Below are 11,595 nucleotides of genomic sequence, written 5' to 3' on the forward strand. Positions count from 1 at the left end.
TTTCTCCAGCAGGTAAAACAACATTCAAACCACTAGTAAACAGTTCTCCATTGACATACCAATCATAAGTATAAGAAGGGTTAGGATTAGATACAGAAAGTGATGCTGCAGTATCTCCGTAACATAAAATATTGTTTGTTATAGAACCCGTTGTAGTATTGATAGAGGATGTCACAGGGCTACCCGCAATAATTTCAACAGGTAATGGCAAACCACTACCACTTAGCACACCCGAACATCCGTGCTCATCGGTTACCGAAATTTGATAAAAATCAGCACATAATAAATCAAATTCAGATAATGAATCACTTTGATTAGTAGCAATTATTTCATTTGATGAATTGATACAATTAATCGTGTAACTACCAACACCGCCATCAACTTCTACTTTAATTTGACCATCACAAGACGAAAATTCACCAGAACAAGTTTCATCATTTTCCTTGAAAACCGAATACTGTAATTCAGTTGGTTGATCAACATTAATTTGTGTTGTTTTAGCACAACCGTTAACGTCAGTTACAACTACACTAGTAACTCCTTGTGTTAAGTTTAAAATAGTATTATTACTAGCTGGACTCATCTGTTGAGAAATAATTCCTTCTGAAGTGTTCCAATCATAAGTATAGGGTCCAAAACCACCTATAGAACTAACTGTTGCACTTCCACTAGCATCTTCATAACAATTTAAAGGAGTTGAATTTATTGCTAGTGTAAAATTATCCTCTAAAGGAATCTCTAAGCTAAGAGTATCCTTACAAGCATTATCATCTTCAACAATAACAGTATAAATTCCTGATGTTTGATTTGACAAGACAGCACCAGTTTGTCCAGTATTCCATGTGTAAGAATACATTCCATCGGGATTTAAAAAACCACCCGAAGTAACAACTGAAGCCTCACCAGCAGGGATATTTAAACAATAAGTTGGAATTATTTCACTAACTTCTAGATTGATTGCTGGAGGTTCATCTATGAAAGCATAAGCAGTATGACTACACCCGTTAAAATCAACAACATTTAAGACATAGGGCAAATTAGAAGAAGATACTGAGCTTAAGATGTAATAATCAAATCCAACAGTATCATTATTCAAAGTCCAAGTGCAGGTGTATGTATCATCAAAAAAGGGAGTTCCACCGCTAATATCAGCTTCAATATTTCCATTAGAACCTCCAAAACAACTGACATCATCAATTGACAATTCAGTTCTTATCTTTTGAGGCTGATTTATAAGAATTGTGTCTTCAGTTATACAACCTATTTCATCTTCAACTATTACCCAATATTCTCCAAAACCTGAAGTGATTGAAGATGAGTTTTCACCAGTAGACCAGGTGTATGTTAAGTTTCCTGTTCCTCCAACACTAAAAATTGTTGCCGTTCCATCATATAAACCAAAACAAGATGTAGGTGTTGAACTTAATTGTGAAATTATTTCGTCATTCTCTCCAACCTCAACAGAGTCAGTTAGGCTGCAGCCTCTTGAGTCAGTAACTTCTACAGAGTATATTCCAGATGGAATTTGCCCAGCATCAGCGTTAACATGTCCACTACTCCATTGATAAAAATATGGCGGCGTACCTCCATTAGCAATGACATGAGCTGAACCAGTTGAAGCTCCGAAGCAACTAATTCCAAGGCTTTCCACTTGAATTGTTAAAGGTGTAGGTGATTCTGTTATTTCAATACTTAAAGAACTTGTACAATCATTAGCATCAGAAATTTCTAACTCATACACGCCATCTTCTAAATTATAAAGATATGGGGTATGTGCATTACCAAAATTAACCCAATCTAATTCGTATGGTGGTGTACCTCCTCCATTTACACTAACCACAATTTGACCATCGTTACCACCATGACAGGTCACATCATTTTTAGTGTATGAAGTTGAAAAAGGATTGGGCTGTGTTACGAACACCTCATCAGTCGCTTGACAACCGTTATCATCTTCAACAACCAAATAGTACCCTCCAGCAGGAACCGTTAAAACTGAATCCGTTCCAACTACTTCATCAGTGCCAGAATTAAACCATGTATAAGAATATCCAGAGCTAACATTTCCACCAGAAATTTCTTCAACTCTAACTACTCCTGAACTATCACTTGGACAGCTTATGTCTAATGATGTAGTTAAAACTTCAATATCAGGTTGTGCAGATTCTACAAAAATACTATCGCTGATTACACATCCTATTCCATCTTTAACTTTTATATCGTAACTTCCAAAATTTAAGTTATTAAAAGTAAAGAAATCAAAATAGTTTTGACCTCCATCAATAGAATATTGAATTGGTGAAATGGCCGTACTTTGAGGTAAAATCGTTATTGAACCGTCGGAATAGCCTTGACAACTTACATCTTGGACGCTGACATCCAAACTAAAGTCATCAGTTGCAGTTGTAGGAACTAGTATTGTACTTGAACATCCTATTGAGTCTATACCTTCAAGCGTGTATGTAATAGACGATAAAGTTGAAATCTCAATTGTACTTCCAGTGTCAGATGATAAGGACAAATTTGGCGACCAAAAATAGGTCTGAGCACCATAAGCACTAACTTCGACGGGTATTCCACCACAAACTAATATTTCTTCAGGTGAAAATGACACTTCAGGCAAAGCCTTCTCGAATAACTCTATATTATGAATATCCGAACATCCATTAGAATCTACAACAGTCAATGTGTAAATACCTGGCTCATTAACTTCAAGTTGATTAGCATTTCCAAAGTCTCCCCAGTCAAAATAAAAAGGTGCCGTACCACTGTTTATAACTGGATCGATTAAGTAGGTATCCCCCTCGCAATAATTATCTTGATTTGGTAAAACAATTTCTGGAACTGGCTGTGAATATACTCTCAAAGAATCAGATTGAACAGTACATCCAGTTGAGTCAGTAGCCTGAACCCAGTAATATCCTGGAGTTGCAATAACACTTTGAGTTGTTTCACCAGTATTCCAAAGAAATTCATAATTATCACCTGCAACATTAGCAGTAAGTGTTACGGGTGCTCCGCAATTGGTGAATATCTCGGAAGAATCAACGCCTAAACTATTATCTACTGTTAGTGGTGGTGAAGAAAAACTACCAGCTTCTAATAATACAAAAGAAGATAATCCTGTATCGGTACCATCAGCTATTGCCAATCGTATATGATAAGTAGCACCACAAAGAACATTGGCCTCGGCAGTAATTACTGTGGTAAAACCATCAACAGTAGAGTTAACTGTATTTGCACCATTATTTTGATTAGTTATAAATAGAGCGGGGTTGTATGATGAATTTACAGAAGAAATAGTGATAGGTAAATCTACTCCTAAACTATTTAGCTCCATACTTTCAAAGGTAGCAATATTAATACTTCCATCAGGAAATTCTGGCGGACTAGAATAAGGCCCTACAATATTAGGTCCTGAAATAAAGAAACCGAAAACATCATTAAATTGAGTGTTTTCATATGCAAAATATTCTTCCGAGGCGAAAACATATTTAAATGACAAGTAAGAAGAAACAGGCACGAAATCAAATTCTAAAATTGCAACGTCATTGACAGATGTTACGTTGAAATTTTGTCCTATTAAGTCAGGAACAGAACTAGCTAATTCCAATAAATCTGGATCGTCAACAGCATTAGCAAAAAATCCTCCAAAAGCACCTGGAACAATCTCAACAATATCTCCAGTAGCCATTACAATTCCACTATCCAATCCAATGTTACTGTTTTCACCATTAAAGAAGCCTATTTGTAAAGGATCTCCTTGAAAAGTGTGATTAGTAGCAACAACACCCTCACCCAACAATAAACTATCAACTAGAAATATTGGAGAATCATAAGGAGGATTAGAATCTGTCGTAATTTGAGCGTATGAATTTAAGAAAAATACACACAATAATAGTGTCAAAAAATTTTGAGGTTTAGTGGTCTTCATAATGAACTTGAAATAAACTATCGCAAGTTACTAAAAGTATTTCATTTTATGAAGTATTTGACAATATTCGACTTACATATTCATCACTTTTTTTTACAAAATAAAGCTTAGATGTTATTAATCTAAAACTATCGATTGTTTATAGCTTTCTGTTTCTGAGCTAATTTGTAGAAAATAGAGCCCTTCAGCTAAATCACCCCTATCAAGCAAAATAGACTCTTTAAAAACTTTTTCTTTAACAATTCTACCTCTTGAATCTATCAAGTTCAAAACAAATTCTTGGTTTTGATTTTTAGATTTAACCTCAACAATAAAATGAGTACTAACAGGATTAGGATAAATCAGTAATTTAGATTTTTCAAATTCCGAAACCTCAACATTTGTTATTACTTTCATAATTCTACTTTCACACCCACTTGCGTCTTTAGCAACTAATGTAATTTCACCATTTTCTGATGGGGTAAATGTATTGCCACTTGATTGATAATTTCCAAAATATAACCAATCAAAAGTATAAGGCGAATTCCCTCCACTAGCACTAGCTTCAAAAGGGATTTGATTTGAATTGAAATTTGCAGTAACAGCTGAAGGTTGATTTATTGTTATTTCTACAATACTTGAGCAAGAATTAACATCTGATATTACAACATCATAGACTCCCACATTTAGTGAAGTCGAGTCCTCGCCCTGCCAATTTATTGAATAAGGAGCTGTTCCTCCTGCAACTGTCAAAGTAGCACTACCATCATTACCTCCATTGCAACTGACATCTTGTACAATTGAACTTGCTGATAAACTACTTGGCTCGAAGACTTCAATTTCAAATTGACGCTCACAATTGCTAGCGTCTTTTAATAATAAAGTATATACACCTGCTGCCAAATTACTAATATCTTCAGTAGTTCCTAAACCATCACTAAGATGTGACCAACTGTAAGTGTATGGTAAAACTCCACCAACTCCTTCAATGTTAATATTTCCATTATTGCCTCCATTACAACTCACATGATCTATTTCTTGTGTTATCATAAGCTGAGAAGGTTGGTTAAATATAATTGACTCAGAATTGGTGTAACAATTAGGAGTTGCGATAGCTCTTATGTGAATTTCACCAGCGGGCAAAATGGCGTTTATACCACTAGAGAACAATACATTATCGACATACCATTGGTAAGTGTAACTTGAGTTTGGGTTTAAAACTGTTGCAGAAACAGCCGTGTCACCGTAACAATTTATTGAGTTACTTATTGAACCTGGATTTGTATTTATAGCTGATTGTACAGGGGTACCAGCTATTATTTCTACTGGTAAAACAAGTCCGTTACCACTAGCTGATGCAACACAATTATTTTCATCCTCTACAATTACCTGATAAAAATCAGCACACAATGAAGTAAACAATGCCTCAATATTAGATTGACTAGTAGAAATTACATCATTTGAAGCATCTAAGCATTTAAAATTGTAAGAGCCTATTCCTCCTTCTGCTTGAACACGCAGTACTCCGTCACATGCTGACACTTCTCCAGAACAACTTTCATCAAATTCTTTAAAGACAGAGAAAACCAATTCCTCTGGTTGCTCAACATTTACTTGTGTTATTTTAGTACAACCATTTACATCTGTAACGGATACACTTGTAATTCCTTGAGTAATATTCATTAAGGTATTGCTATTAGCATTACTAACATTGGAAACTATACCTAAATTAGGGGTATTCCAATTGTAAGTATATGGAGAAAAACCTCCTGTTGATACTACAGTCGCTTTACCACTTGCATCGTCATAACAATTCAAAGAGTCTGAAGTTATAGTTAATTGAAATTTGTCGTCTAATGGAATTTCTAAAACAAGTGAATCCTTGCATGAATTATCATCTTCAACCGTAACAGTATATGTTCCCGGAATTTGATTTTGCAAAACAGACCCTGTATTGCCCGTACTCCAACTAAACATATATTCACCATCAGGCTCTAAAAATCCACCTGAAGCAATTACTGAAGCCTTACCTGATGGAATATTGTAACAATATGAGGCGACAACTTCACTGGTATCTATTTCTAATTTTGACGGTTCACTTATAAAAGAATAAACCGTTTTCGAACAACCGTTGGAATCAACAACCTTAAGAGCATATGGCGAAGTTGATGCAGGTAAGTTATTTGCAATATTATTATTGTAGGGCAAAGGGTTTCCGTCAATTGTCCAATTGTAGGTGTAATTCTGATTATTATATAGAGTACCTCCACTAACAAAACTTTCTAATTTACCATCAAACCCTCCGTTACAACTCACATCTGTCGTCAATAATCGAACACTAATTTTTCTAGGCTGATTGATTAAAATTGTGTCGGTTTTTATACAACCCAATTCATCTTCAACAAACAGAATATACTCTCCAAAACCTGATGTTATAGAATTTACAGAAATTCCATTAGACCAATTGTACGTTAAATTTCCTACTCCGCCAGATGCCGTTACAACTGCTGTTCCATCTTGAGTTCCATAGCAACTGGTTGGAGTTACATTTCTATTCGTAACAATTGCATTATTTTCAACAACTTCAATAGAATCAATTGCAATACAACCTCTTGAGTCTGTTACTTTAATAGTATAGATTCCTGATGATAATTGCTCTGCCGAAGGTGTTACATGACCGCTGCTCCATTGATAAAAATATGGTGGGTTGCCACCATTTACTGATACACTTGCAGTTCCAGTTGACTCTCCATGACATTCAATTTTAGTACTATCCAAATTAAAAGACAAGGGCAATAAAGGCTCTTCAATTTGAAAACTTAAAGATGTCATACAATTATTACTATCTGTAATCAATAAATTATATGTCCCTTTTTCTAAATCTTCTAAGAATGAAGTAGATGCATTTCCATAGTTTAACCAATCATAACTATAAGGTGGAGTGCCTCCTCCGTATATACTAATGCTAATTTCACCATCTTTTTCACCATAACATGAGATATCTGTTTTAGTCGTATCGTACAATAATGCCATTGGCTGTTCTACATCAACTTCGTCAGTAACACGACAGCCGTTGTCATCTTCCACTACTAGATAATAAGCAGCTGCAGGAACATTTAAAAGAGAGTCTGTACCAACTAATTCATTAGTCAATGAATTGAACCATTTGTAAGAGTAAGAAGAAGCTACATTTCCACCAGAAATTTCTTCAACCCATACAACCCCAGAGGGGTCACCATAGCATTTAGGGTTTGAGGAACCAACGAGTAATTCAATTTCTGGTTGAGAGGAGCCAACAACAGCAGTTTCTGAGACAATACAACCCAAGCCATCCATAACTTGCACGTCATAAGTTCCAAAATCTAAATTATTGAATATATAATTATTGTGAAAGTTTTGCCCCCCGTCAATTGAATAATGTAGAGGTGAAACAGCTGAATTATTAGCTAAAATTGTAATCGAACCATCACTAAAACCTTGACAACTTACTGGGTTAGTTGTAATATCTAAATCAAAGTTCTCTGTTGCTGATACTGGCACATATAAAGAATTTTTACAACCATTACTGTCAGTTCCCTCTACCGTATAAGTAATTGATGATAATACATTAATCTCTACAGTTTTTCCTGTATCGGAGGACAAAGAAATATTTGGACTCCACTTGTAACTTTTAGCACCATCAACACTAACTAAAACAGGAGTACCACCACATACCAAAATATCTTGTGGAGAATAAGACAATTCTGGCAAGGGCTTTTCTACTATTTCTATACTCGCTGTATCTGTACAACTATTAGCATCAGTTGCGACAATTGTGTAAACACCCCCTTGATTCACTTCTAACTGCAAATCATTACTATAATTTATCCAATTGTATTCATAAGGCAATGTCCCTCCACTTACCACTGGGCTTAAAAGAACTGAACTATTTTCACAAAAATAATCCTTTTCTGAAAGTTCTATTTCTGGAATCGGTTGAGAATAAACTCTCATTGAATCCGACTGAATTGAACAACCTGATGAATCCGTCGCTTGTACCCAATAATAGCCTGGAGGAACTGTAATACTTTGAGTTGTATCTCCGGTATTCCATAAAAATTCAAAAATTTCTGGGTCTTGCACTTGAGCAGATAAAGTAACTGGCGCACCACAATCTGTAAATATCTGGTCTGAATTGACCCCTAAACTATTACCAACTTCAATCGGTGGTGAAGAAAAACTTCCTGCATCAAGCAATACAAAAGATGAAAAACCAACATCACCTCCGTCTGCAATGGCTAAACGAATATGATAAGTTTGTCCACAAACTACATGAGCTTGTGCCGTCATTTCTACTGTAAATCCATCAACATCTGAATTAACAGTGTTAGTTCCGTTTTGATTACTAACAAAAAAAGGAGAGTTATAATCTCCATTGATAGAAGATATGGTAATGGGTAAATCTACGCCCATACTATTAGCCTCAATACTTTGAAATGTTGCTATGTTTATGCTGCCATTAGGAAATTCTGGAGGACTAGAATAAGGCCCTGCAATATTTGGTCCTGATATAAAAAAACCAAATACATCATTAAATTGTGTGTTTTCAAAAGCAAAATACTCTTTTGAAGCAAAGACATATTTGAATGACATATAGGAGGAAACGGGCACAAAATCAAATTCTAAAATCGCAATGTCATTAACAGAAGTGACTGTAAAACCTTGATCAATCAATGGGGGTACAGAATTGGCTAAGTCGAGTAAATCAGGATCAACTACATTGTTAGTTGTAAATTGATTTATATTTTCAGGAACAATTTCAGATATTCCGCCAGTTGACATTACAATACCACTATCTAGTCCAATATTGGAATTGACACCATTAAAAAAACCTATTTGTAATGGATCTCCTTGAAAAGAATGGTTAGAAGCAATAACTCCTTCACCCAAAAGTAAACTGTCAATTAGGTAGGTAGCTGTGTTGTAGGGTGCGTTGTTGTTAACAGCAATTTGAGAAAACGTATTCTTTAAAAAAAATAAAAAGGTAAATACAAGAAGAAAAGTAGGTTTTAAGACTTTCATAGTAACTAAGGATTTAAACTACCGCAATTTACGAAAACTATTTCAAAAAAATTTAAAATTTATCTTGAACTAATTTTGAAATTGTAAATCATACAATAACTTGTATTTACCATTTGTAGATAATAATTCTTGATGTGATCCTTCTTCTATCAATTCACCATCTTCAAGTAAAATAATGGTATCAGCATTTTGAACGGTGGCCAAACGGTGAGCAATTACTATTGAAGTTCTGTCCTTTGTTAATTTTTCAGAAGAGCGTTGAATTAAAGACTCACTTTCTGAATCTATACTTGAGGTAGCCTCATCCAGTACTAATATTTTAGGCTGGTTGACATAAGCTCTAACAAAAGAAATTAATTGTCGCTGACCCAAAGATAACATACCTCCTCTTTCTCTAACATTGTAATGATAAGTATTAGGTAAAGACTGAATAAAGTCATCAATTTCGATGTCTTTGGCATAAGCTTTTACTTTATCCAAATTTATATCTCTTCCTAGAGTAATGTTATTGTAAATAGTATCAGAAAACAAGAATACGTCCTGCAATACAACAGCGATATTTTCTCTCAATGAATTTAAATCGTATTCCAAATAATCAATTCCATCGATTAGTATAGAACCTTTGTTAATTTCATAATTGCGAGTCAATAAATTGATAATCGAGGACTTACCAGCACCAGTAGCTCCTACTAAAGCTAAGGTCTCTCCTGCAGAAACTTTAAATGACACATCTCTTAACACCCAATCCTCATCGTTGTAGGCAAACCAAACATTCTTGAACTCAATATCACCTTTGCAATTATCAAGTGACATTTTTCCTAAATTAGAGATTGAGTCGTCTGTATCTAAAACTCTGAATACTCTTTCAGAAGCTACCATTCCCATTTGTAAAACATTGAAACGATCAGCTAACTGGCGAATAGGTCTAAACAACATGTGAATGTATAATATAAAAGCTATCAATTCTCCAAGTGTAACGTCTGAAGTCGTAACGGCTTCTATCCCTCCCCACCAGATAAGTAATCCGATAGAAATAGCTGATAAAATTTCAACAATTGGAAAAAATACAGAGTAATACCAAATGGATCTAATATGAGCTTTTTTGTGGCTATTATTGATTGTTTTAAATTTTTCAAACTCAATATCTTCTCTATTGAACAATTGAACAATATACATACCAACGATATGTTCCTGAACAAAAGTGTTTAAGGCAGATACTTGCTTTCTAACATCTTGAAATGCTGATTTAATAGAACGCTTAAACCAGTAGGTAGCTATTAGCAATAAAGGAATTGATGCTAAACTAAATAAGGCTAATCGCCAGTCGGTTACAAACATTACAACAATGACGATAATTAACTTCAGAATATCGGCTATGATAACTAATAAACCTTGAGAAAATATATCTGAAATAGTTTCTATGTCTGAAACAACACGAGTTACTAAAGCACCTATTGGATTCTTATCAAAGTATTGTTGTTTAAAATTGATGATTTTTTGGTAAACCTGTAATCTCAAATCTCTAATTACACTTTGACCTAAAAAATTGGACCAGTAGGTGTAAAAGTATTGCAATATGCTTTCAGCAAATAACAAGCCTACTAACAAAAGGGTTATTAAAAGTAATTTGTCTTCATTTGGAGTTAGGATGAAGTTATCAAAAGCATACTGAATTAATAAAGGTCGTGTAGGAGATAGAAAAGCGATTAAAATTGCAAATATTGCCGTACCATAAAAAATCTTTATATAAGGTTTTACATACTTCAAAACCCTCTTTAACAATGAGGCGTCAAAAGTTTTACCGCTTACTTTACTCATGACCATATTGTTTTAGGGTAACATACTTGAGTTAAGTACAACGCATGTGCAGGAACAGAAGTTCCAGCTTGTGCCCTATCTTTTGATTTTATGATGTTAATAAAATCATCAATACTTATTTTGCCTAAACCAACATTTATTAAAGTACCTACAATAGCTCTTACCATATTTCTTAAAAAGCGGTCTGCTTGGATAGTAAAAATAAGCGTATCATTCTTTTGCTCCCAAACTGCTTTCTTTATGGTGCAGTTGTTAGTCTTGGTCTGCGTATGCAATTTAGAGAAGGAAGTAAAATCTATGAAATCAAATAAACAGTTTGCTGCTTTGTTCATTTCATCAATATCTAATGTCTTATGTAAAAAATAAGCCTTGTCAACCCAAAAAGGATTTTTAGAGTTATAGATAATGTACTCATAAGTTCTTGAAATCGCATCAAATCGACAATGCGCATCAGCTTTTACCTCACTAATAGATTTTACACAAATGTCTTCTGGTAGAAAACAATTAAGACGATAAACGATATTCTCATCTGTTAGATTGGAGTCGTAATCAAAATGCGCAAAAAATTGCTTAGCATGAACGCCTGTATCGGTACGGCCAGCTCCCATAACTCCTATTTTTTTATTTAAAACTGTACTTATTGCCTTCTCTAATTGCTCTTGTACTGTAACAGAATTAGGTTGAACCTGCCACCCATGATAGTTAGAACCATCATACATTATTTCTATAAAATATCGCTGCATACTTTGAACAGTGCGAAGATATTCAATTGAATTTAGAAAATTAGTCTTTTGTCTGAATTT

General features: G+C 34.5%; 4 protein-coding genes. All 4 read right to left on the reverse strand.

What is annotated here, in order from left to right; genetic code table 11:
- Positions 1–3,934, reverse strand: a 3,934-nt coding sequence (locus ISP71_06465) for a SprB repeat-containing protein (protein MBL6663730.1), incomplete at its 3' end; no start/stop codon positions are given.
- Between the two features lie 117 nt (positions 3,935–4,051).
- The gene (locus ISP71_06470) at positions 4,052–8,974 is read right to left on the reverse strand and encodes a choice-of-anchor L domain-containing protein (protein MBL6663731.1); all 4,923 of its coding nucleotides are present in this window, start codon (positions 8,972–8,974) and stop codon (positions 4,052–4,054) included.
- Between the two features lie 69 nt (positions 8,975–9,043).
- Positions 9,044–10,798 (reverse strand): ABC transporter ATP-binding protein, encoded by a 1,755-nt coding sequence (locus tag ISP71_06475; GenBank protein ID MBL6663732.1) that lies wholly within the window; start codon positions 10,796–10,798, stop codon positions 9,044–9,046.
- Positions 10,789–11,535, reverse strand: coding sequence for a tRNA pseudouridine(38-40) synthase TruA (gene truA / locus ISP71_06480; protein MBL6663733.1), 747 nt, complete (start codon positions 11,533–11,535; stop codon positions 10,789–10,791). Before truA ends, ISP71_06475 begins: the two co-directional genes overlap by 10 nt.
- Positions 11,536–11,595: the final 60 nt, after the last annotated feature.

The organism is Flavobacteriales bacterium, from assembly GCA_016779995.1.
GTDB lineage: Bacteria > Bacteroidota > Bacteroidia > Flavobacteriales > UBA7312 > UBA8444.

Excerpts from the sequence above, each read along its gene's own strand:
- ISP71_06470 (MBL6663731.1), bottom strand. The coding sequence starts at position 8,974 with ATGAAAGTCTTAAAACCTACTTTTCTTCTTGTATTTACCTTTTTATTT.
- ISP71_06475 (MBL6663732.1), bottom strand. The coding sequence starts at position 10,798 with ATGGTCATGAGTAAAGTAAGCGGTAAAACTTTTGACGCCTCATTGTTA.
- truA (MBL6663733.1), bottom strand. The coding sequence starts at position 11,535 with ATGCAGCGATATTTTATAGAAATAATGTATGATGGTTCTAACTATCAT.